At 35.0% G+C, this 21799-nt stretch carries 27 protein-coding genes; 17 read left to right on the top strand and 10 right to left on the bottom strand.

The features are described 5' to 3' along the window. Positions 1 to 12 precede the first annotated feature (12 nt). Entirely contained in the window at positions 13 to 249 is a 237-nt protein-coding gene (gene ccoS, locus CDOM16189_RS03875; protein WP_169972922.1) for a cbb3-type cytochrome oxidase assembly protein CcoS, read from the top strand. 14 nt (positions 250 to 263) lie between these two features. Here the strand turns inward: ccoS and CDOM16189_RS03870 are convergent, their stop codons facing one another. The 3 genes from CDOM16189_RS03870 to CDOM16189_RS03860 form a co-directional block, all read right to left on the bottom strand. Then, entirely contained in the window at positions 264 to 566 is a 303-nt protein-coding gene (locus tag CDOM16189_RS03870) for a c-type cytochrome (protein ID WP_169972924.1), read from the bottom strand. Between the two features lie 140 nt (positions 567 to 706). Continuing rightward, positions 707 to 1009, bottom strand: coding sequence for a c-type cytochrome (locus CDOM16189_RS03865; protein WP_169972926.1), 303 nt, complete (start codon positions 1007 to 1009; stop codon positions 707 to 709). Between the two features lie 88 nt (positions 1010 to 1097). After that, complete coding sequence (locus tag CDOM16189_RS03860) at positions 1098 to 1403, bottom strand: c-type cytochrome (RefSeq protein ID WP_169972928.1); 306 nt, start codon at positions 1401 to 1403, stop codon at positions 1098 to 1100. 120 nt (positions 1404 to 1523) lie between these two features. Here CDOM16189_RS03860 and CDOM16189_RS03855 point away from each other — a divergent pair, with 120 nt between their 5' ends. Genes CDOM16189_RS03855 through gmhA form a run of 4 tightly spaced genes read left to right on the top strand, consistent with a single transcriptional unit; the run spans position 1524 to position 4977 of the window. Continuing rightward, a complete protein-coding gene (locus CDOM16189_RS03855) occupies positions 1524 to 2039 on the top strand; it encodes a D-glycero-alpha-D-manno-heptose-1,7-bisphosphate 7-phosphatase (RefSeq protein WP_170000728.1) in 516 nt (171 codons plus the stop codon). After that, positions 2036 to 3025, top strand: a complete 990-nt coding sequence (gene rfaD, locus CDOM16189_RS03850) for an ADP-glyceromanno-heptose 6-epimerase (RefSeq protein ID WP_170000727.1) — start codon at positions 2036 to 2038, stop codon at positions 3023 to 3025. Before CDOM16189_RS03855 ends, rfaD begins: the two co-directional genes overlap by 4 nt. Next, a complete protein-coding gene (rfaE1, locus tag CDOM16189_RS03845; protein WP_169972934.1) occupies positions 3018 to 4424 on the top strand; it encodes a D-glycero-beta-D-manno-heptose-7-phosphate kinase in 1407 nt (468 codons plus the stop codon). Before rfaD ends, rfaE1 begins: the two co-directional genes overlap by 8 nt. After that, on the top strand, positions 4411 to 4977 hold the full coding sequence (gmhA, locus tag CDOM16189_RS03840) for a D-sedoheptulose 7-phosphate isomerase (protein WP_169972936.1): 567 nt from the start codon (positions 4411 to 4413) through the stop codon (positions 4975 to 4977). Before rfaE1 ends, gmhA begins: the two co-directional genes overlap by 14 nt. 30 nt (positions 4978 to 5007) lie before the next feature. Here the strand turns inward: gmhA and waaF are convergent, their stop codons facing one another. Both waaF and CDOM16189_RS03830 read right to left on the bottom strand, forming a co-directional pair. Then, entirely contained in the window at positions 5008 to 5967 is a 960-nt protein-coding gene (gene waaF, locus CDOM16189_RS03835) for a lipopolysaccharide heptosyltransferase II (protein ID WP_169972938.1), read from the bottom strand. Next, a complete protein-coding gene (locus CDOM16189_RS03830; protein ID WP_169972940.1) occupies positions 5951 to 6982 on the bottom strand; it encodes a glycosyltransferase family 4 protein in 1032 nt (343 codons plus the stop codon). Before CDOM16189_RS03830 ends, waaF begins: the two co-directional genes overlap by 17 nt. A 51-nt stretch (positions 6983 to 7033) precedes the next feature. Between CDOM16189_RS03830 and CDOM16189_RS03825 the strand changes: the two genes are divergently transcribed. The 7 genes from CDOM16189_RS03825 to CDOM16189_RS03795 are packed head-to-tail and all read left to right on the top strand — an operon-like array spanning position 7034 to position 13648. After that, positions 7034 to 7960 (top strand): glycosyltransferase family 9 protein, encoded by a 927-nt coding sequence (locus tag CDOM16189_RS03825; RefSeq protein ID WP_169972942.1) that lies wholly within the window; start codon positions 7034 to 7036, stop codon positions 7958 to 7960. Continuing rightward, on the top strand, positions 7935 to 9245 hold the full coding sequence (locus CDOM16189_RS03820; protein ID WP_169972944.1) for an O-antigen ligase family protein: 1311 nt from the start codon (positions 7935 to 7937) through the stop codon (positions 9243 to 9245). The genes CDOM16189_RS03825 and CDOM16189_RS03820 overlap by 26 nt, the downstream gene beginning before the upstream one ends. Beyond that, a complete protein-coding gene (locus CDOM16189_RS03815) occupies positions 9223 to 10266 on the top strand; it encodes a glycosyltransferase family 4 protein (RefSeq protein ID WP_169972946.1) in 1044 nt (347 codons plus the stop codon). Before CDOM16189_RS03820 ends, CDOM16189_RS03815 begins: the two co-directional genes overlap by 23 nt. Continuing rightward, positions 10253 to 11335, top strand: a complete 1083-nt coding sequence (locus tag CDOM16189_RS03810; protein ID WP_169972948.1) for a glycosyltransferase family 9 protein — start codon at positions 10253 to 10255, stop codon at positions 11333 to 11335. The genes CDOM16189_RS03815 and CDOM16189_RS03810 overlap by 14 nt, the downstream gene beginning before the upstream one ends. Continuing rightward, the gene (locus CDOM16189_RS09960; protein WP_169972950.1) at positions 11325 to 11795 is read left to right on the top strand and encodes an acyltransferase; all 471 of its coding nucleotides are present in this window, start codon (positions 11325 to 11327) and stop codon (positions 11793 to 11795) included. Before CDOM16189_RS03810 ends, CDOM16189_RS09960 begins: the two co-directional genes overlap by 11 nt. Positions 11796 to 11816: 21 nt before the next feature. After that, a complete protein-coding gene (locus CDOM16189_RS03800) occupies positions 11817 to 12881 on the top strand; it encodes a glycosyltransferase family protein (protein ID WP_169972951.1) in 1065 nt (354 codons plus the stop codon). Continuing rightward, entirely contained in the window at positions 12878 to 13648 is a 771-nt protein-coding gene (locus tag CDOM16189_RS03795; protein WP_169972953.1) for a polysaccharide deacetylase family protein, read from the top strand. Before CDOM16189_RS03800 ends, CDOM16189_RS03795 begins: the two co-directional genes overlap by 4 nt. Here CDOM16189_RS03795 and rfaQ read toward each other — a convergent pair. Genes rfaQ through waaC form a run of 4 tightly spaced genes read right to left on the bottom strand, consistent with a single transcriptional unit; the run spans position 13645 to position 17300 of the window. Next, positions 13645 to 14724: a putative lipopolysaccharide heptosyltransferase III gene (rfaQ, locus tag CDOM16189_RS03790; protein ID WP_169972955.1), complete on the bottom strand. Its 1080-nt coding sequence runs from the start codon at positions 14722 to 14724 to the stop codon at positions 13645 to 13647. The two genes, CDOM16189_RS03795 and rfaQ, sit on opposite strands and share 4 nt — an antisense overlap. After that, positions 14721 to 15416 (bottom strand): glycosyltransferase family 2 protein, encoded by a 696-nt coding sequence (locus CDOM16189_RS03785; protein WP_169972957.1) that lies wholly within the window; start codon positions 15414 to 15416, stop codon positions 14721 to 14723. Before CDOM16189_RS03785 ends, rfaQ begins: the two co-directional genes overlap by 4 nt. Continuing rightward, complete coding sequence (locus CDOM16189_RS03780) at positions 15413 to 16309, bottom strand: lipid A biosynthesis lauroyl acyltransferase (RefSeq protein WP_169972959.1); 897 nt, start codon at positions 16307 to 16309, stop codon at positions 15413 to 15415. The genes CDOM16189_RS03785 and CDOM16189_RS03780 overlap by 4 nt, the downstream gene beginning before the upstream one ends. Continuing rightward, complete coding sequence (gene waaC / locus CDOM16189_RS03775; RefSeq protein WP_169972961.1) at positions 16302 to 17300, bottom strand: lipopolysaccharide heptosyltransferase I; 999 nt, start codon at positions 17298 to 17300, stop codon at positions 16302 to 16304. Before waaC ends, CDOM16189_RS03780 begins: the two co-directional genes overlap by 8 nt. A 64-nt stretch (positions 17301 to 17364) precedes the next feature. Between waaC and CDOM16189_RS03770 the strand changes: the two genes are divergently transcribed. Genes CDOM16189_RS03770 through CDOM16189_RS03760 form a run of 3 tightly spaced genes read left to right on the top strand, consistent with a single transcriptional unit; the run spans position 17365 to position 20345 of the window. Continuing rightward, the gene (locus tag CDOM16189_RS03770) at positions 17365 to 18384 is read left to right on the top strand and encodes a 3'-5' exonuclease (protein ID WP_169972963.1); all 1020 of its coding nucleotides are present in this window, start codon (positions 17365 to 17367) and stop codon (positions 18382 to 18384) included. A 51-nt stretch (positions 18385 to 18435) separates the two neighbouring features. Next, positions 18436 to 19494: an NAD-dependent epimerase gene (locus CDOM16189_RS03765; RefSeq protein WP_169972965.1), complete on the top strand. Its 1059-nt coding sequence runs from the start codon at positions 18436 to 18438 to the stop codon at positions 19492 to 19494. Further along, positions 19491 to 20345, top strand: a complete 855-nt coding sequence (locus tag CDOM16189_RS03760) for a DNA ligase (RefSeq protein ID WP_169972967.1) — start codon at positions 19491 to 19493, stop codon at positions 20343 to 20345. Before CDOM16189_RS03765 ends, CDOM16189_RS03760 begins: the two co-directional genes overlap by 4 nt. A gap of 124 nt (positions 20346 to 20469) precedes the next feature. On the opposite strand, the gene CDOM16189_RS03755 is transcribed toward CDOM16189_RS03760, so the two are convergent. Beyond that, the gene (locus CDOM16189_RS03755) at positions 20470 to 20742 is read right to left on the bottom strand and encodes an XRE family transcriptional regulator (RefSeq protein WP_169972969.1); all 273 of its coding nucleotides are present in this window, start codon (positions 20740 to 20742) and stop codon (positions 20470 to 20472) included. A 110-nt stretch (positions 20743 to 20852) separates the two neighbouring features. Between CDOM16189_RS03755 and CDOM16189_RS03750 the strand changes: the two genes are divergently transcribed. Next, a complete protein-coding gene (locus CDOM16189_RS03750) occupies positions 20853 to 21266 on the top strand; it encodes a hypothetical protein (protein WP_169972971.1) in 414 nt (137 codons plus the stop codon). Positions 21267 to 21279: 13 nt separating this feature from the next. Then, complete coding sequence (locus tag CDOM16189_RS03745) at positions 21280 to 21774, top strand: hypothetical protein (protein WP_169972973.1); 495 nt, start codon at positions 21280 to 21282, stop codon at positions 21772 to 21774. Positions 21775 to 21799: the final 25 nt, after the last annotated feature.

The raw sequence follows: 21799 nt of genomic DNA, 5'->3' as shown, positions 1-21799 counted from the left end.
AATAGGAATAAAATGGATATAAGTATAATAGCTTTGATGATCGGAATTTCAACACTGCTCGGAGCTTTTGGGCTATTTGCTCTGCTTTGGGGGCTTAAAACGAAGCAGTTTGAGGACTATCGCAAATTTTTAGACGGAACGAAATATGATGATGAAGAGTCGCTAAATGACGCTTATAAAATGGAGTTAAAGCAAAAAGAGGCGGCCAAAAAAGTTATAGACCGCCCGATTGATAAATTGCCAAGTTAAACTTAAAAATAAGATTATTTTAAAGTTTCGATAAAATCATTAACTGCTTTTATATCATCCATGCTTAATTTTATCATCTGAGTCTTCATTACCGCACCCATACCGTATAAGTTTGCTGTACCTGTTTTATAACCTTCAAGTGCTTTTAAGCGATCTTCTTTAGATACTGAAACAAGAGGCGGAACTTTATTTGCATACTTTTTTTCGGCATATTGACCATGACAGGCGTTGCATTTTTTATATATTTCGGCACCGTCAGCTGCATATAAAGATGAGCCTAAAACAAGGGTGGTTACAAAAAAGATAATCTTTTTCATTTTTTTTCCTTTAATAAAAATTATTTGTTATTATATTCTAAATTTACTTAAAATAAATTATAAAAAGAAACTAAAATATTACTTATTATTTTGTTCTTGATTAGTAAATGATATAGGACTACAAGACGGGAGTTAAGAGACTATTTTAGAGTATCTATAAATTCGTTTACAGCTATCAGCTCCTCTATACTCAGATTTACGACTTGATCTTTCATCGAGCTACCCATTCCGTATCTATTGATTGTACCATCTTTGTAGCCTTCAAGTGCCTTTAAACGTCTCTCTTTTGGAATATTTACAATCGCAGATGCCTTGGGATGATATTTTAAATCGGCTTTTTGCCCGTGACAACCCATGCATTTTTTATAAATTTCTTTACCATCTATGGCATATAAAGATGAGTGTAAAATGCAAATAGTTATAAAAATATATAGACTTTTCATTAATACTCTTGATTTAATCTAAAATACAGTTTCAAAAATAAAGTATAAGTGCTTTTTGATAAAATAGGGCGGAAGACCGCCCAGATGTTTATTTTAAAGTAGTAATATACTCAGAGACAGCTTCCATATCAGCTTCGCTTAGTGGAGCTACGATCGGTTTCATCATAGCGGCTGATTTAAATTTGTTTAACGTGCCGGCTTTGTAAGCCTTAAGAGCCTCTACCATCTCCTCTTTTGAAAGAGTTGTAAGAACCGGAACCTTGTTTAAGAAAGATTTCTCAGCTTTTGGGCCGTGACAGGCAACACATTTTTTGTAAAGCGTAGCTCCATCAGCCGCAAAAAGGCTTGAAGCAAGAAGTGCCGCAGCACCTGAAACGATAAGTAGTTTTTTCATTTTATCCCCTTTAGTAAAATAACGGGGCGCATTATAATATAAAAAGATTAATGTTTGGATATATTTTATAAATATTTGTTGCGCTTCTTAAATTTTAGCAATTTTAAGTATAATTCGCCTATGAGTAGTTTGGGTTATAAAAAGGCGCTGTTTTTAGATAGAGATGGCGTTATAAACGAGGATTTCGGCTATGTTTATGAGGTTAAAAATTTTATCTTTAAGGATGAGATTTTTAAAGCGGTTAAAGGCTTTGTAGATAGCGGATTTATCGTTATCATCGTTACTAATCAATCAGGAATCGGAAGAGGTTATTATACACTTGAGCAGTTTAATGAGCTTAGTGAATTTATGCTTGGCGAGTTTGCAAAAAACGGCATTGAGATAGCTAAAATTTGCTTTTGTCCGCACGCTCCAGAAGAGGATTGTGAGTGCAGAAAGCCAAAGCCAAAGATGATAATTGACGCGGCAAACGAATTTAAGATAGATCTGGCAAAATCAATAATGATAGGCGATAAAGATAGCGATATCAAGGCTGGAGAAAGCGCGGGAGTCGGAGCAAATTTCAAGCTTGACGGCGTAAATTTTAAAAGTGTGGCTGATGTTTTTGAAAAGCTGAAAAAGGAAAATTTGATATGAAGATAGAAAATAAAAAGATAGTTATAACAGGTGGAGCGGGCTTTATCGGCTCGGCACTGGCGCATTATTTTGATGAGAACTGCCCAAGTTGCGAAGTGCTTGTGGTTGATAAATTTAGAAGCGATGAGAAATTTAGCAATGGAAATTTAAAGAGCTTTGGACACTTTAAAAATTTGCTCGGCTTTAAGGGTGAAATTTATGAAGGCGATATCAACTGCGCTAAGACGCTTGGTATGATAGAGCAGTTTAAGCCTGATATCATCTACCATGAAGCAGCGATTTCTGATACTACAGTTAGAGAGCAAGACGAGTTAATGCGTACGAATTTAAATAGCTTTAAAGACTTGCTTGAAATTTGCCTTAAAACGGGTGCTAAGATGATATATGCAGGCTCGGGTGCAACTTACGGAAATGCTAAAAGCCCTCAAAAAGTAGGCGAATGCGAATCGCCAAATAACGTTTATGGTTTTAGCAAGCTAAAGATGGATCATCTAGGGCAAAAATACGCAAAAATGGGCGTTAAAGTCGTAGGACTTAGGTATTTTAACGTGTATGGTAAAGGTGAGTTTTTTAAGAATAAAACCGCCTCTATGGTGCTTCAGTTTGGGCTTCAAATTTTAAGCGGAAATACTCCAAAGTTGTTTGAAGGAAGCGATAAGATAAAAAGGGATTTTGTCTATATAAAAGATATCATAAATGCAAATTTGCTAGCTATCAATGCTCCAAGCGGTGTTTATAACGCAGCCACAGGCAAAGCAAGAAGCTTTCAAGATATAGCAGATATTTTGCAGCGAGAGCTTGGCACAAATTTAGGCAATGAATACATCAAAAATCCATATGCCGGCTCATATCAGTTTCACACGGAAGCTGACATAGAGCCTACCAAAGCCGCTCTTAAATATGAGCCGCAGTGGAGCTTGGAAGAGGGGATAAAAGACTACATCTCTGAGATAAAAAGGATCTTTAAGGAAGAGCTAAATGCGTGAAGTTCGTACTTTAGTCGTTGGTGATCTGATGCTTGATCACTATATTTGGGGTAGTTGCGACAGAATTTCTCCTGAAGCACCCGTGCAGGTTGTAAAGATAAAAAATGAGACCAAAAGGCTTGGTGGAGCAGGAAACGTAGTGCTAAATTTGCTCTCTTTGGGCGCTAAAGTGGGCGTGATAAGCGCTGTGGGCAATGATGAAGTGGGCAAAGAGATAGCTAAGATCATCAAGGATTTTGGAGCAAAGCCTGAGTTTATAAAATTTGAAGATGGGCGAACAAGCTCGATAAAAAGCCGTGTTATGGCAACCCATCAGCAAGTAGTTAGGATAGATAAAGAAAGCATTGAAAATATCGCTTGTGAAGATGAGCTGATAAGAGAATTTGGCGCGGCGCTAGATAGCTATGACGTGGTTTTGCTTTCTGATTACGGCAAGGGAGTGCTAACTCCAAAGGTTTGCGCAAAGCTCATAAATGAAGCAAATTTAAAGAATAAACCCGTGCTAATCGATCCAAAAGGCAAAGACTACTCAAAATACGCAGGTGCAACGCTTCTAACGCCAAATAAAAAAGAGGCTAGCGAAGCGGTGGGTTTTAGTATAAATAGCGACTCAGAGCTTGAAAATGCGTTAAAGAAGCTAAAAAACGAGCTAAATTTGACTCACTCGCTTATAACCATCTCAGAAGAGGGGATCGCGCTTTTAAAAGATGATAAATCAGTAAAATTTCCTGCTCTTGCAAAAGAAGTCTTTGACGTCACTGGCGCAGGAGATACGGTGCTAGCGACACTTGGTTATATGCTTGGGCTTAAAGAAAGTATCGAAAAAGCGATAGAGACTGCAAATTTGGCCGCTGCGGTTGTGGTAGCGAAGGTTGGCTCCGCTACGGCAAGTTTTGAAGAGATAAATGAGCTTATCAGAAGTCGCGGATCGCTTAGCTTTGAAAGTAAGATAAAAAAAGTAGATGAGCTGTGTGAGCTGCTTAAAAATAGAGGCGAAAAAAAGCTTGTTTTTACAAATGGCTGCTTTGATATTTTGCATGCGGGGCATGTGAAGTATCTTGCTAAGGCTAGGGAATTTGGTGATATTTTGGTTCTGGGACTAAATTCGGATAGATCGGTTCGCGAGCTAAAAGGACAAAGTCGTCCGGTAAATAGCGAATTTGATAGAGCATCGGTGCTTGCAGCGCTTGGCTCGGTTGATTATGTAGTGATTTTTGATGAGCTAACCCCACTTGATCTGATAAAGGCTTTAAAGCCTGATATCTTAGTAAAAGGTGCTGATTACGCAGGTAAAGAAGTCGTTGGAAGCGAAGTCGTAAGCGACGTAAGATTGGTTGAGTTTGTGGAGGGCAGAAGCACTACAAATTTGATAAATAGGATACAAAATGCAGATAAATGAGATGATAAAAAATGAACTTGAAGCTCACAAAAAGACAGCAGAAGCTATTTTTGAACTTCAGGACGAGATAAAAAAAGCGTGCGAAATGGCTGTTGACACGCTTAAAAACGGCGGCAAAATAATGCTCTGCGGAAACGGAGGAAGCGCTGCTGACTCGCAACACATAGCAGCCGAACTTAGCGGAAGATATAAAAAAGAGCGCGGTGCGTTAGCAGGTATAGCGCTAACTACCGATACTTCGGCTTTAACAGCGATAGGAAACGACTACGGATATGAGTTTGTTTTCTCACGCCAACTTGAAGCTATCGGACGAAGCGGAGATCTGCTTATAGCTATATCGACCAGCGGGAATAGCCCAAATGTCATAAGAGCGCTTAAAATGGCTCGTGATATGGGAATTAAAACGCTCGGGCTTAGTGGCAAAGACGGTGGCGCGATGAATGAAATATGTGATCTAAATTTAGTTATGCCTTCAAGCGATACGCCTAGAATTCAAGAGATGCATATTTTGGTGGGTCATACTATCTGTCAAGCTATTGACGATGCTTTTTAGGGTTTTAAAAGAGCGCCTGATTATTTTTTACTATATAGACGCTCTCTTGTCTAAAATTTCTTTAAAATTTTTCCTTATAGCCTCTATAACCATTTGCGGTTTTAGCTCTTTCATGCACTCGTGTGTGCCAATAGGACATATTCGCTTCATGCAGGGTGCACACTTTAGGGTTAGATGTAAGATATGTGCTTTGTCGTTATGCCAGGGGCTGGTCTCTTTGAATTTAGTTGGTCCAAAAATTGCTATAGTAGGCACTTTGTAAGCAGCCGCTATATGCATAGGGCCGCTATCGTTTGTGATGAAAATATCTATTCCGCCGATTTTTTCGCAAAGCTCTTTTATGTCGGTTTTTCCGGCTAAATTTTCACACTCTATATTTTCTTGTGTTAAAATTGCCTCAATCTTATTGCAAATCTCAGTTTCGCTTTTTGAGCCAAAAATCACTATTTTAAACTCACTGCTAAACTCCTTGGCAACCTCTGCAAAGTACTCCGGATACCATCTTTTGGCATTTCCATAGCTTGCTCCGGGATTTAGTCCTATACTCTTTTTTTCAAATTTAAAAGGCTTAAAATCTAATTTTAATTCATCATAGATAATGTCTAATTTTAGTGATTGTTGTATGAAATTTTGATATTTTTTTACTTGATGAACCTTGCTTTTTATCTTTTTAAATTTAAATTTTCGTTTTGCGTTCAAAAAAAACATTAAAAATCTACTTGTAAAGCTGCTTCTAAAGCTAATTGCAATATCAAATTTGCCTAAATTTTTTGCAGTTTTAAAGATATTTAGAAAGCGACTTTTATCCTTTTTGCTGTCATCAATCAGTACTTGCTCGCAATTTGGATGGTTTTTTATGAGTTCTATTGCCGCAAAAGAGCCAAAAAATGTAAATTTGGCCTTTGGAAATTTAAGTGTTATGCTTTCAATCGCAGGCGTTGCCATAACCGCATCACCAAGCCAAGTTGGAAGCTCAATGAAGATACGCATTTATTATCTCCAGTGTTTTTGCGGCATTTTTTTCTATGCTAAAATTTTTGGCAAGCTCGAAGTTTGATGCCTGTGTCGATGATAAAAATTTAGAGTAGCTAAGTAGTTTTTCGATCATATTTAAGATAGATTCATCGCTTGAATGGCTCATCACAAACTCTTTTGGAATGATTTCGCTAGCTCCGTTTTGAGCGGTAGTAATGACTGCGTTTTTAAAGCTAAGCGCTTCTAAAACGACATTTGAAAATGGTTCATATCTTGTTGGAAATATAAAAATATCACTTGCTTTGTAAAATTTCCAAGTGTCGTTTCTGGCTCCTAAAAACTGCACTTTATGCTCTAAATTTAAGGATTTTGCGAGCTCTTGATAAGTATGGATTTTTTTATCTTTTCCGATGATTAAAGCATGAAATTTACCCTTTAGCTTTGATAGCAAATGCAGAAGCTCTCTAACTCCTTTTCTTTCAAAGCCGCTTCCTACAAACAAAATAAGTGGCACATCGGCTCTTATGCCAAACTCTATGTTAAGCGCATTTTTGGCTTCAAGCTTATTAAAATCATCTTGAATTTTAACACCGTTATATATAACTTCAATTTTTTTATCACTTATTCCGTAAGTTTCAATGATCTGTTTTTTGATAAAATTTGAATTTGCAATGATTTTTTTTGAGTTTTCAAAACAGTGTCGCTCAAGGTAACAGTATACTAAATTTAGCGGATTAAACCCACTTTTTTTCTCTTGCATATAGACTTTGTGCACCCCGTCTCCGGCGCGGTAGATGTCTGCACATTTTACTCTTTCAAGCGAGAAGTAAAAATCATCATTTTTGCTTACGCAAACCTGAAAGTTATAAATAAGAGCTTTTATCCATGAGCTAAGAAAATTCGGTGCTTTAAGGCTTTTTATTTCGCATTTTATACCGTTTTCCTCAAGTGCGCCTATAAGGCGTGATAGATAAATTTCCGCTCCTCCTATCGCCTTTGGATTCATTCTTAAAAATGTTATTTTTCTCATAAAAACATTCTATAAAAAAATTAATAAAAGATTGGTTATAATTGCGCCATTATGAAAATTTTACTAATCAGAAATGATAATATCGGCGATTTAATTTGTACTACTCCGGCTATTGAGGCATTAAGGCATAAATTTGAGGATGCTAAAATCGATATAGTTGTAAATAGTCTAAATGCTTGCGTTGTGATTAAAAATCCATTTTTGAATAAAATTTATATTTATACAAAGCCAAAGCATAAAAAGAGATGGAAGGATAAAATTTGGGCATTTCTTGGAAAATGCAAGATTTTATTTCAAATTTACCGCCAAAATTATGATGCGGTAGTGATATTTAGAAGCTCGTATTCACCGTCTGCCTCAATTTTTGCTAGAGCAGCAAGGGCTAAAAGAGTGATTGGGGTAGATTATAAATATCCTAAAAAATTTATAACCGATAAGATCAAATTTGGTCATATTCCGCATGAGGTTATGCTCTGCTTTGACTGTTTAGCGCCTCTTGGAGTCTATTACAATAGCGAAAAGACATTGTTTTTACCAAAAAATGTAAGTGATAAATTTAAAGATTTTGTATTTTTTCATATCTCTAGTAGGATTAGTGAAAATCAGTTAAGTATCAGCAAGATAGAACAAATTGCTAAATTTTTAAAAGAAAAATTTGCCGATGTGGTATTAAGTAGTGAAGATGTTGAATTTGGCGAGAGAGCTTCTAGGTTATCTGGAGTTGATTATCTGCAAACTTCAAGTATGGATGAGCTTGCAAACTACCTTTGCAAAGCCAAATTTTTACTCACATTAGATGGTGGAGTGGCGCATTTAGGTCCAGCTCTTGGGCTGAAAACTTTTGTCATATTTGGCAAAACAAACTTGACTCGCTGGAAGCCGTGGGGTGATGATGTGTATGTTTTGCAAGATAATAGCGGCTTGGCTGAAAATGTAAAACTCGAAGATATTTATGAGCAAATATCGAAATTTAGTTGATTATAGCAAGATTTTATTTTTTGGCATATACATTTTTGTTTTGCCTATAAGCCATGTGACGGCGGTTCAGTCGATCTCTTTAGGTCTTTTCGCGTTTCTTGTTCTATTTAACGATTACAAAAACTTTGTTTTTAAAGATATTTTGGCTATAAAAAATATTTTAATCATACTTATTGGTTTGCTGCTACTTTCTTATCTTTCATTGTTTTACTCGGTAGACATAGAGCAAAGTTTTAAGGAGATTAACTCTGAGCTGCTTAAAAATATAATTATCATGCTGTTTGTTTTTTTATATTTTAAATCTTTACCAGAGCACTTGCTTGAATTTTATATGCGTTTGATATATATCTCAATCTTCGTTCATATGCTTATTAATATATATATATGGCATCATTTTGGATTTGAATTTAGCGTTAACACGAGAATGGGAGGGCTATTGGACGGTGCGCTTGAGCAAGGAGGAGGAGCGGGAGAGAGGTTTGGGATTTGGGTTACATTTTTTCTTGCCTTTGCTCTATCTCTTTGGTATTTTTCGGATAGAAAATTTGCAATTTTGACTTTATGTTTGGCGCTAATAAATATAGTGGCCAATCAAACTAGAGCCACATATGTAGGTGTGATTTTAATTTTTGTATTTTTATTTACAGTTATGCCTAAAAAAAGAGTGACAAGGGCTATATTTTTCATCATTTTAGCACTATCTGCGGTGAGTTTTTATAAATTTTCAGATAATCTTTCAAGTAGATATAATTTAACCCATGTAAATGAGTATATGAGTCTTTTGAAAGAGATCCCGGCTAAAATGAGAGATTATAAGGAACATGGACTTGATTATTCTATTGCTACAAGGTTATCTATGTGGAAATCGGCTCTTTTATATAGGATGGATGAGCCATTTATTCCGACAGGATATGGAAGATCTCTATATGGCAAAAGTATAACTAAGCTTATGGATGAGCAAAATAGACCCTTTGTAGTATATTCTCAGGTGCATAATGAGTTTATAGGTGTCTTTTTTTCACTTGGTATATTTGGGCTTTTGTTATTCTTGGCTCTGTGGTTTTACTATTTTAAAATGTCTATTGTGTTGCTAAGAAGTGATGAAAGTAGATTTAAAATATTTGGATTTTTCTCCTTTTTTGGAGGAGTTGGATTTGTCGCAAGTCTTTGTTTCGGAAGTTTTTTTGGAGATAGTGAAGCTAAATTTTTCTATCTGCTTTTTGGTATGATTTGCGCAATAGCATATCGTAAAGGTGTTTTAAATGATAAATATCTTAGAGCTTGAAAGCTCTCTTGGCTTTGGCGGTCAGGAGCACCGTACCCAGCGCGTTATAAATGGACTGGATAAGAGAAAATTTAAGGTATTTTACGGACTAAATGAAGGCTCAAAGAGCTTTGAAAAAGATATAGATTGTGAGTTTGTGAAATTTAATTTAAAAAAGATATACAATATTTTTGAAATCTTTAAAATCTGCCGTTTTGTCAAAAAAAATCATATCGATATTATCTGTACTCACTCTGGAAAAGATGGAAATATCGGTGCAATAGCAGGTAAACTAACCGGCAAAAAAGTAGTTCGCACCAGACATCTTCAAACTCCTATAGGCTCACCATTTAGTTATAATATCAGCAATAAGGTCGTAGCAGTATCTAAGGCAACCAAGGATAGCCTCATAAAAAAGGGCGTCAAAGAGAGTTTAATAGATGTGGTCTATACCGGAGTTGATACAAATAGGTATAATCCAAGTTTAAAAAAAGATATAAAAAAAGAGCTAAATTTGCCCTCAGACTGTGTCGTGGTAGGCATAGTTGCGGTACTAAGAGGAGCGAAAAATCATAAGCTTTTAATAGAGGCTTTTAGTGAATTAAATTTAAAAAACTCGGCTTTAGTTATCGTCGGAGACGGGCCTGGAGAGGAGAATTTAAAGGCTATAACAAAAGATAAGCAAAATATTTTTATGCTGGGAAATAGAGCGGACGTGAGCGAAATTTTGCCTAGTTTTGATATATTTGTATTACCCTCTAAGATGGAGGCCTTAGGAACCGCTATATTGGAGGCTAGTAGTTGCGCGGTGCCTTGTATAGGAAGTGATGCAGGCGGTATAATAGAGGCGATAAGCGATAAAAATACCGGTCTTATATTTAAAAGCGAAGACAAAGAGAGTCTAAAAGAGGCATTGAAGAGCTTGATAGAGGATAAGAATCTAAGAGTTAGGCTTGGCAAAAACGCAAGAGAGTATGTGGAGCAAAATTTCTCTATAGAAAAGATGGTAAAGGATACTGAAAAATTATATGAAAATTTATGAGAGAATTATTAAATTTATACTTAGCGAAAAAGGTATAAAAAAGAGTGTTTTAGTAGATGAGCCATTTAAAACGGTATGTTTCTTTAGCAATACAGCTATTGGCGATACTCTTTTTAATACTCCTGTTTTTAGAGTTTTTAAACAAAATTTCCCAAATGTGAAAGTAATAGCCATTCTAAATCCATCTAATGCAGATCTATTTAAAAATAATCCATTTTTGGACGAGATTGTACTATTTAATGGACGATGGAAAAATTTCTTATCTGTTGCAAAAATTTTAAAAACAAAGCAGATAGATATAGCGTTTTTGCTTCATTCAAACGAACCTCAAGCGACTCCGCTTGCAGTTTTAAGCGGTGCAAAATATATTTTTAAACTTCCTAATCTTAAAAACGATTTTAATAAATTTCACTCCAATCCGCCGACTCCTTACGGAGAACCTAGATATGTGGTGCTAAATAGGCTAGAACAGCTTAAATTTGTAGGTATCAATAGCTTTGATACACGTATGGAGTTATTTTTACAAGATATTAGTTTTGAGAACGTGGATAGAGTTTTAAATCGTAAAAAAGGCGAAAAAATAGTAGGTTTTCAAATGGGAGCCAGTGTAAAATCTAAACTATGGCTTATTAATCGCTGGCAAGAGCTAGCAGGACTACTTTTAAAACATGAGAATATACGTATAGTTTTAACAGGAAGTCCTAAAGAAAGGGATATGACAAAAGAACTCGAAATGCTTTTAAATAGCGATAGAGTAATGAATTTAGCAGGTAAATTTAGTATAAGCGAGGCGGCTGCTCTTATAGGCAGGCTTGATGCTCTAATTACTACAGATACAGGTCCTCTTCACGTTGCCGCAGCATTAAAAACGCCTTTTGTAGCTCTTTTTGGAGTGACCGATCCTCGTTGTCTTATGCCAGATTTTGATACTCATCTGCATAGGTTTTTGAAAGTGGAGTTTAATGTAGACAATACATATTCAAAGCATAAGGACTACGGTTATTTGATGGAGAGAATAACCGCACAGGAGGTTTATGAAAGCCTCAAGGAGATTATGGGTGCTATATAAATATTATGAAAAAATATCTATGTTTTTTTATCAACTTCAATTTTTAAAACTTAAAATATTAGGTGCTAGTATAGGTAAAAAATCAAAAGCTTTTGGCTGGTTTAAGGTTTTAGGCGATCCTAAAAATTTAATCATTGGTAATAATGTCAAAATAAACGAGGGAGTTTTTATAAATTGTAGAGATAAGGTAATATTGGAGGATTTTGTAACTCTTTCCAGTTTTGCCAAGATTTACTCTACTCAGCTTGATTATAAGAAATTTCCAAGAATTCACGTTAAAGCGCCGGTTATTATCAAAAAAAATACTTGGATTGCTAGTGATTGCCTTGTTTTAATGGGAGTTACAATAGGTGAAAATAGCGTGATAGGAGCAAGATCGTTGGTGTCAAAGGATGTGGAGTCAGATGCGCTTTATATCGGCGATAAAGTCGTAAAGAAACTAAATATAAAATATGATTAAAAATTTATACGGCAAGATCAGATGAAAACTCTACTTTTTATTAGCGATAAGGATGAAAAATTTAATCATAGCTTTATAGAAAATGTTATAAACGGATTTTTAAAACGATATTTTAAAATTTACTGCGTATATTTTACCGATAGTTTTACAATCAAAGAAAATCAAATTTTCATACTTAAAAAAGATAGAAGCAGGGCGCTAGAACTTATAAATCAGCATTTTTTAGATCTTAAAAACGTAGATTTTATAATCGTTAGAAATTTTTTAGATGTTTTAAAAAATGCGGTAAAACTAAAAAAGAAATATGACTTTAAACTCTATTTTCAGCTTAGCTTCCCGCACTTTTATAGAAGTTATCATGAGGCAAAAATTCGCGGTAAAAACATATTATTTAAGTTTTTAAAATATAAGATAAATTTGATTTTATATAAAAATTTGATAAATCAATGTGACGGGTTTTTCCCGATCTCAAATTTGATGAAAAAAGAGTTTTTTGATGATATAAAAACCCATGTTTTAGCACTTCCTTTAGGTGTAAATACAAAGGATATATCCAGACCCTTGCAAAAGAGCGGAGTTAAAAAATTTATATATATAGGTGCTATTGATATAAATAGGCAGATGGACTATTTTTTTAATGAATTTTGCAAGGCTAAGAGCGAATTTAAGCTTGAAATTTACACCAAAGATTATGAGTACGCCAAGGCAATTTTGCCTGATGATAGTAGGATAGCTTTGCATCATGCGGTAAGTAAGGATGAGATTTTTAATATTATGAGAGAATTTGATGTGGGTTGCTTTTATGTGCCCATAAATAGGCTTTATGATCTATGCTCTCCGACTAAGGTTATGGACTATTATAGCTGCGGGCTTGTTTGCTTTAGCTCTGCTGTAGGAGAGTGCAGAGAGCTTTTTGACGATAAGACTATGTTTTTTGTAGGTAATAATATAGCCGGTATGGTTGAAAAAATTTGTGCTACATCAAGAGATGAACTTAGTAAAATGGCTGAAAATGGGCTTGAAATTTTAATTAAAAAGCGAAATTACGAGAGTATCGCGGATAAAATTAGGGAGTTTTTGAAGTGAGCGTAGTTGTTTTAATGTATCATCATGTCCTGAAAGATAGTGGATTTATAGCAAGTAGTGTGAATGAATTTAAAGAGCAGATGAGCTTTTTGGCCAAAAACGGATACAAAGCTCTTACTCCTAGCGAATTTTTAGCCTATAAAAAAGGCGAGCTAAAATTGCCAAAAAAGAGCGTATTTATAACCTTTGATGATGGCTGGAGAGATAATTTTTATTATGCCTATCCTATTTTAAAAGAATTTGGATTAAAGGCTACAATATTTCTTGTAACATCTTGGATAGAGAAGGCTAGCGAGCAAAATGCATTAAATAGAGCAGATTTTACACCTCTTACTCACAAGGAGGCTAAGAAAATGGCTCCCGAAAATCCTGGCGGACTATTTTTAAACTGGGATGAGATAGAGAAAATGAGCGATATATTTAGCTTTCACTCTCATACGAATGCGCATAATGATGATTATTTTAGCAGTCTGCCATTTAAAGAGGATTTGCAAATTTGTAAAAACATCATAAAAAAACGCTTGGGATTTGATGATAAACACCTGTGTTGGCCCAGAGGAGAATATGATGAAACTAGGCTAAGAGAGGCTAAAGAGCTTGGATACGATATATTTTATACTACTAAGCGCGGAGTAAATTTGGCCGATAAAAAGCTTGAAGAGACAAGAAGAATCGCAGCCAAAAAAGGAGCTTGGTGGCTAAAAAAGAGCCTGTTTATTTACGGCAACGAGTCTGTATATCAAATTTACTCAAAATTTAAAGACTAAATTTTTAGCTTCTTTTTTATCTCCTCTTTTATTGCTTCTATGTCAAAACTCATCAGGCACTTGCTTATCTTGCTTCCATCGCAACCGTCTTTACCGCATGGCACACACTCTATGTCTTGCTGAAAAACCGTGTGTTTGCCCATTCTTTGCACTCCGTTTCGCTCATGATAGCTTGAGTGCATCAACTCATTGTCCCAAGGCCCCCATTCAAAGGCTCCGCTTGGACCAAAAAATGCTATAACAGGAGTATCGTTTGCTGCGGCAATATGCATTATAGCCGTATCTACTCCTACAAAAAGAGCCGATTTTTTACTAAGTGCGGCAACCTCTTTTAGGCTTAATTTTCCTGCGAAATTTAGAGGAGTTGCTTTACAAAGAGCTAAAACTGAAGCTATTTTTTTCATCTCGGCTTCGTTTTTATCGGCGGTTAGAGCCACTTTGATCCCCAGCTCATTTTCGCAAAAATCAATAAGTTCAGCCATTATCTCATCTTTTACACATTTAAACATCCAGCGACTGGTAAGGTGAAAATGAACGAAAGTTTCGGGCAAACTTAGACTATCTACTAAATTTTCATCGAAAAATATCTCAACCCTTTTGCTTACAGGCTCTAAATTAAGCGCCTTAAGCACATCCAAATTTCGCTCTACCGTATGTTTTGAAGCGGTTTTTGGCACTTTAACAGTGATAAATTTATTAATGGTCTTATTTTTGCCTTCAAATCCTATGATTTTTTTAGCTTTTGCGTATTTAGCTATTATTATCCCGCGATCTCCGGTGGTCGTTTGCACCGCTATATCGTATTTTTGTTTTTTAATGGAGTGTATAAATTTAAGCTCTAGCCAAAGTTTTTTGAAAAATCCCTCGTTTTTAACTATCTCTCTATCGTAAATATAGATGTTGTCTATGTTAGGATTTGCCTCTATCATCGCTTCGCAGCCCTTATTTAGAGCAAAATCTATCTGCGCTTCAGGGAAGTGATGCTTGAGGTTGGCAATAAGCGGAGTCGTTAGCAAGACATCGCCTATATTTCTAAATTTCATAACTAAAATTTTAAATTTTTTCTTTTTTTTCATTTTATGTACTTCCAAAATGTATACTGTGAATATAGCTTAGCTACGACAAATCCGCGCCAGCCGTCCAAAAATCCGCCCTTTAAAACAAATAGCTTAAAAAATGTCCATGCAGGATTAAATACCGCTTTGAGCCTATTTTTTTTAGCCCCTAGACTGGAGTAGCGATTTTGTTTGGTGATAAACTGCTCTATACTCTCATAAGCGTAGTGCTTAAAGTGATTTTTTAGCTCGCTGATAGTGCCGTTTACAACAACTTTTTCATGAACCTCTTTGTCATCAAAATTTGCTCTGTTTTTATTAAAAAGCCTTATCGTAAAGTCAGGATATAGTCCCATGGAACGAAGCTCTTTGCCAAAAAAGAAATTTAGCCTAGCCACCCTATAAGCATCAAATTTAGGCTTTTTTAAAATTTCTAAAATTTCCTCTTTTAAGGGCTCTAAGATAACCTCATCGCTATCAAGAACAAACACCCAATCGTTTGTAGCCAAATTTACTCCAGCTTGCTTTTGCTTGCCAAATCCAAGCCATTTTTGATAGTAAAATTTTACGTTTTCAAAGTCCTTGCAAATCTCTTCCGTTTTATCTGTCGAGCCGCTATCTAGGACTATAACTTCGTCCACGAATCTTACGCTTTCAAGCACTTCTATTAGATATTTTTCACTATTTAATGTCAAAATTACTACGCTAATCATCTGTAAATTTCTTCATTGAAGTGCTTAAATCTTTTATGAAACCAAAAATACTCATCCGGTTTTTGTCTAATAAATTTTTCTGTAACATCAGCTTGGGCTTGAGTAGCCTTCAAAATCGCTTCGTCTTTGCTAAAATTTCTAATATCAATAGGTTCTAAAAAACAAATTTCATTGATTTTGCTATCTTCATCGCTTATTCTTATAAAAGCCGGAATTATTATAGCATCGCTCTTTTGAGCAAATATACTAACCGATGGGGTATGAAGAACTCTTTTGCCAAAAAAATTAACCTCTATCCCGTCGCTTTTAGCAGTATTTTGATCGACTAATATTCCAAGCAATCTTCTCTCTTTTATAGCTTTTAAAATCTGCTTCGCACCGCCTGATTTATCTATGAGCTCTATATCAAACTGAGTTCTGTTAGCCTTTAGAATTTTTTGCATCACACTACTATCAAGCGCTCTTCCTACTATGCTTACTGGTCCAAATTTTGCCGCCATAGCTAGACTAAATAGCTCCCATTCGCCATAATGAGCGGTTTGGACTATAATGGCACGACCTGATTTTAAAGCGTTTGTAAAAATTTCAAGATTTTTAAATTTGACTCTTTTTAGTATCTTTTCTTTTGTAGTATTTTGATTTCTAATGAAATTGATTGCGAATTTTGCATAATTTTTATATACATTTTTTGCTATCTGCTCTTTTTGTTCTTTTGTAAGCTCGTTTTCATAGGCAAAATCTAGATTTGCCATGATAGTTTTATTGTGCTTTTTATCGAATTTGTAAAACAAATTTGCGATCAAATTTAAAAAAAGGCTTAGTAAAAAATCCGGCAATATAAATAGCAAAAATTTAAAAAACCAATAGATAAAAAGATAGAAAATATCACGCATTTAGTATTCTCTCGGCTGCTTCGGCTATGATTTCAGGCTTTATTTCACGGATGCAAAAGTCATTTTTATCTATTTTTCTGGCATCTATTTTTTTGCACGCATCTATTACTATGTTTTTATTTGTGATGTAGGCATTGCGCTGGCTAGGGCGGTTGCCAAATAGCGTTATAGATGGGATATTTTGAGCCCAAGCGATATGAGTTATCCCGCTATCGTTTCCTATGACAAGATCGCAGCTATTTATAAATTTAACAAGCTCTTTTAAGGGCATTTTTTCAAGAACATCGGCATTTGTGTATTTTACGATCTCTTCTAGCTTGTCAAACTCTTTTTTGTTGCCAAAGCATACGTGAACTTTATAGTTTGAAAGCATTTTGATAACTCTTTTAAATTTATCATAGCACTTACTCTCTTCGCTTGCAAAAGGCGCTATAAGTATGCGTTTAGGCTCATTTTTTTCTGCTTTTTCATAAGCCATAAGGCATGGTTTTTTGTTTAAAATTTCATCTCTTTCAAATTTAAATCCTAACGCAAAAGCCGTTAGGCTTAAATTTCTAATTATAATGTTTTCGTTGTAGTCGCATGAGAATTTATGAGTATAAAATAGGCTTGCGAGGCTTTCTTTGGCGCTATTTTTATCAAATCCGTAAATTATTTTCGTATCTAAAATTTTCGCAACTATTGCCGATTTGATAAGTCCTTGTAAGTCTACGGCTATATGAAATTTTCCTGCATCTTTTAAAATTTTATAAGTTCTTAGAAATTTTTTATTTTTTAGCGGAATTTTTATTAGATTTGAAATTAGCTCATGACCTTCTAATATTTCGGCAAATTTTTCATCCACTATCCATGAAATATCATAGTTTATACCGGCTGATTCGAGATTTTTTTTGATAAACTCGAGTACTATGCTAGCATGTACTATATCGCCTAGCGCAGAGAGTTTTATGATGGCTATTTTAAGGCTTTGGCTCTTTAAATCTTGGCTCATTTTTTCGCTTAATTTCACTATTTTTGGTATCATTTTACAAATATTTGGCTAAAAAAGGTTTGAAGTGTCTAAAAGTTATATTTGTGTATTTGATTGTGAAACTGTTCCTGATACCGCGCTTTTAAGGAGAGTTTACGGATATAGAGGCAGTGATTTGGATGTTTGTAAATCTGCATTTTGGGATCAAAAAGAGGCTAGTGGAAGCGAGTTTTTACCAGTGATGTTTCATAAAGTAGTCGCAATATCTGCAGTGATGGCAGATGAATTTGGCAGATTTTTACGCGTTAGTACAATGAAAGGTGAAAATGAGCAGGAAATTTTGGCCAAATTTATAAATTTCATCAATGAGTATAATCCGCGATTAATTAGTTTTAATGGACGCGGTTTTGATCTGCCTATGATTATGACGCGGTCCATGCGTTATAATCTAAGCTGCCCTGCCTATTTTGAAAGCGATAACAAAGAGCTTAATAAAAATAAATGGGAAAATTATAGAAGCAGATATGATGGTCGCTTTCATCTGGATTTGCTTGATCATATCAGTGATTTTCGTGCCGTTAGCGGGCTAAAGCTTGATACTCTTTGCGCGAGTCTAAATTTGCCTGGCAAGTATGATATTCATGGCGATCAGGTTATGCAGCTGTTTTTTGCGGGTGAGATAGCCAAGATCAATGAATATTGCGAGTCTGATACTTTAAATACATATTGGCTGTTTTTAAAATATGAGCTTTTGCGTGGAAATTTAACAAAAGACGATTATGCTAGCTTTTTAGCTGACATGAGTGAATTTTTGATTCAAAAATGCTCACAAATGGGTTATACGCCAGTATTTTGTGAAGCCATAGAAATGGAACTTGCAAGGCTAAAGGGTGAGCTTGATTACGAGATAGTAGCTAGAGAATTTGATGAAGATGAAGAGGATGATAATGAGTCAGAACGCATAGGCATTGATGAGCTTGAAGATCATTTGACTAAAAGCGGACTTGGCGGTATGGTAAAAAAGGCTAACGAGATTAATTTAAAGGTTAAAAATCAGCCTAAATTTGAGGAGAGATTGCCGGAAATTAACCTCGATGATGAGTGAAATTAATTTGCCAAATTTTAACAAAATCGGTATGAATTAAAAGGAATAATGATGAAAATTTTAGTAACTGGAACGGCCGGATTCATTGGATTTCATCTCTCTCTTGCGCTTGCAAAGCGTGGAGATGAAGTAGTCGGGTTTGATAATATTAACGATTACTACGATGTAAATTTAAAATATGCACGTCTTGAGGTTGCGGGATTTAAAAAAGAGAGTATTAGAGAAAATGAGGTCATAGTATCTGAGAAATATCCGAATTTACGCTTTATAAAGGCGGATTTGGAAAATCTTGAAATTTTACAAAGGCTCTTTAGTGAGTTTAAATTTGACTGCGTGGTAAATTTAGCGGCCCAAGCGGGGGTTAGGTACTCCTTAATAAATCCTCATGCATACGTATCTAGTAATATCGCGGGCTTTGTAAATTTGCTTGAGTGTGCGCGTAAATTTGAGCTAAAAAATTTCGTTTATGCTAGTTCAAGCTCGGTTTATGGACTAAATGAAAAGATGCCTTTTAGCACTCAGCACAGCACCGAACACCCTATCAGTCTATATGCAGCGAGTAAAAAGAGTAACGAAATGATGGCTCACACTTATAGTCATCTTTTTGGTTTGCCGACAACCGGGCTTAGGTTTTTTACCGTTTATGGATCTTGGGGGCGACCTGATATGGCGCTATTTTTGTTTGTTGATGCTGCGCTTAAAAACGAGGCTATCAACGTCTTTAATCACGGCAAGATGAAGCGCGATTTTACCTATATCGATGACATCGTAAAAGGCATAATCAAATGCGTGGATAACCCAGCCTCGCCAAATGCTTCTTGGAGCGGCTTAAACCCGGATCCTGCAACATCAAAAGCGCCTTATAAAATTTACAATATCGGCAATAATAATCCAGTCGAGCTCATGGATTATATAAAGGCTATCGAGATAAAAATCGGGCGCGAGATAAAGAAAAATTTCATGCCGATACAAGCAGGCGACGTGCCTGCTACATATGCCGATGTAAGCGGGCTTATAGATGACTTTGACTACAAGCCAAGCACAAGCGTAAATGAGGGTGTGGCGAAATTTATAGAGTGGTATTGCGAGTTTTACGGAGTTAAAATTTGAGAATTTTTACTCTTATTTTGCTGTTTTTTGCTGCTTTTGTTTTGCCTTCTTTGGCGAGCGAGCAAGCAGATAAAAAAACAAAATTTGAGCTTTTAAAACTTAGTGAATTTGATCAAAGAGATGTAAGTGGATATCTAGTAAGCGAAAAGCTTGACGGCATTAGAGCTTATTGGGACGGAGAAAATTTACTTTCAAGAAGCGGCAAAAAGATAAATGCTCCTAAAAATTTTACTTTGAATTTTCCGCCTTTTGCGCTTGACGGTGAGCTTTATACGAAGCGAGGTGAGTTTGAAAAAATCCAGTCTATAGTGATGGATAAAAATCCAGATGAAAAGGCTTGGCAAGAGATAAAATTTTACGTTTTTGACGCTCCAAGTAGCGAAAAAGGACTGCTTAAACGCATTGAAAAACTTCAAAATTTTCTATCAAAAAGTGAACTTAGTGGCGAAAAAATAAAGATAATCAACCAGATAAAATTAAGAGATAATGCCCATCTTGAAGAAATTCTAGATGAGATAATTGCACTTGGCGGCGAAGGCGTGGTAGTTCGTAAGCCAAATTTAGCCTATTATCACGGCAGAAGTAAAAACGATATGAAATATAAAAAATTTAAGGACGCAGAGTGCGAGGTCGTTTCACTTAATGAAGGCAGTGGCAAATTTAAAGGCAAGCTTGGCTCTGTTACCTGCGAAACAAGCGATAAAAAGCGCTTTAAGATAGGCTCAGGCTTTAGCGATGAGGAGCGAATAAATCCACCAAAAATCGGCGAAGTGATAACATACAAATTTCAAAATTTAACCGCAAACGGACTTCCTAGATTTCCTGTTTTTGTAAGAGTTAGAAAGGATTAATTTGTATTAAATTTTATAATTTTTAAGACTTAAATTCAAGAGTTGTGACTTATGCTTATTTTCAGGTTTTATAAATTACGGTTGAATTAAAGTAGATTTGTAAATATGGGTTGGTGTCAAATTTTTATTTATTTTTTATTTCGGTATCCTTAAAAAAATCGCAAATATCACATTTAAATAGTTTGGATAGTTTAAATAGATGTAGCAGATTAAAGTGTTTGCCGTGAGCGTTGTTTTCCATATTGGCGTAAAATCCGCTTGATGCTTGCCCTATACTAAGAGCGGTTTCGAGCTGACTTAAGCTTCTATCCTGCCTAATTTTCTTTACGTTTGAAGCGACAGTATCTAAAAATTTATTATTCTCTTCTTCTGTTGTTATTTCCGGTAAATTTAGCATTTCATTTCTATAGAAAAGTTTTTTATAAGTTTATTTAGTATAAAATCCATTTACAATTTGTTATAGAAATCATTTTTATAGAGATTACTAAATTTAACAAGGAAGTAAGAGTGAAAAAATACTTTAAATTACAGCTAGATAATAGTTTAACTAGAAATAATTATGAGTTGTTTAAGTGGCTTGTAGATAGTGGATATATGCAGTTAGTTTCAGAGGGCGAAGAGATTAAAGAATACAAATTGTTTTCTTTTGATGGTAGTGGTTTTGTGAAATTAGAAGTCGCTACTATATGTTGCATATTAGATTCTAACGATACTGATAAAATTAATTATGTCTATATGGTCGTAAGTGGCGAATATGGTAGAGTTTGGCTTGAGTCTATAAAAGACAACATGGCAGTTATAAATGTAAAATACAAAGAAGAAAACCATCAGTTTGGCGGCTTTATTGTTAGATTTGCAACTAAGCCTATTGGTATTTTTAATGAATTTAAAATAAATTTTAAGCTGAATGAAGAATATTAGGATGATAAGTGTCATGAAAGAGTTTGAACTAAAGCCTAATTATGATCTGCTTCATGAAAGTAAAAGTAGAACAATTTCTAATTTTCTTGCTGAGCTTACTAAAAAAGGGATTGTTGAAAAAATAGATAGCGATTCAATAGAGAAAAAACCTACTTTTATGAACTATGTAAAAGATAAAACCAAGTCGGAAAATCTTGATAAGGTGTATCTTTTGAAGACTATAGATAATAGCAATTGTGGAAAATTTTTTGTAGCAGCATTGCGTGCTACAAGAAACAATAACACTAAAAAAGAATCAATAATGCTACTTTTGTTTGATGATAGATATGGACAAATGTGGTTTGATTCTCTTGGTAGCGATTCTAATGGCATAAAAGCCGTTGTTAGGTATGAGGACGTAAGTTACGATTCTTATATAACTTTTAATATTCGTATAGGCTATTTACAGCCTTTAGACTTTAATTACAAAGAATACTATATAAAATTTCCTTCTCTCTCAAACTTTTAGATATTCAAGATAGTTTGTAAGTGGA

Source organism: Campylobacter sp. RM16189, from assembly GCF_012978815.1.
Classification (GTDB): Bacteria; Campylobacterota; Campylobacteria; order Campylobacterales; family Campylobacteraceae; genus Campylobacter_A.
This window is presented reverse-complemented; position numbering and strand designations above follow the sequence as displayed.